This window comes from Mycobacterium sp. 852002-51163_SCH5372311, from assembly GCF_001667115.1.
Lineage (GTDB): Bacteria > Actinomycetota > Actinomycetes > Mycobacteriales > Mycobacteriaceae > Mycobacterium.
Genome location: NZ_LZIJ01000192.1, coordinates 1 through 520, shown reverse-complemented (window position 1 = coordinate 520; position 520 = coordinate 1). Strand labels below are relative to the sequence as shown.

Annotated in this window: 2 protein-coding genes; both read left to right on the top strand. The window is 62.9% G+C overall.

Translation table 11 applies throughout. The annotated features are described in order from the left end of the window. The coding region (locus A5791_RS23295; RefSeq protein ID WP_082967095.1) for a WXG100 family type VII secretion target at positions 1–237 on the top strand (237 nt) is incomplete at its 5' end. 50 nt (positions 238–287) lie between these two features. Beyond that, positions 288–520 (top strand): WXG100 family type VII secretion target (locus A5791_RS23290; RefSeq protein ID WP_067241971.1); only part of this gene is annotated, 233 nt, incomplete at its 3' end.

Genomic DNA, 520 nt, shown 5'->3' with positions numbered 1-520 from the left:
ACCCACGCCCAGACAGTTGAGGACGAGGCCCGCCGGATGTGGGCGTCGTCGCAGAACATCTCGGGTGCGGGCTGGAGCGGTGCCGCCGAGGCGACCTCCTACGACACCATGGGTCAGATGAACACGGCCTTCCGCAACATCGTGAACATGCTGCACGGTGTGCGCGACGGCTTGATCCGCGACGCCAACAACTACGAGCAGCAAGAGCAGGCGTCGCAGCAGATCCTCAGCAGCTAGCGGCGTAAGCCAAGGCTGCCTACCCTTTCAGACGTTAGGAGAACATCGATATGACCATTAACTACCAGTTCGGCGATGTGGATGCCCACGGCGCCTTGATCCGTGCCCAGGCTGCCTCGCTGGAAGCCGAGCACCAGGCCATCGTCCGCGATGTGCTTGCTGCCGGTGACTTCTGGGGTGGTGCCGGTTCGGTGGCCTGCCAGGAGTTCATCACCCAGTTGGGACGCAACTTCCAGGTGATCTACGAGCAGGCCAACGCCCACGGCCAAAAGGTCCAAGCGGC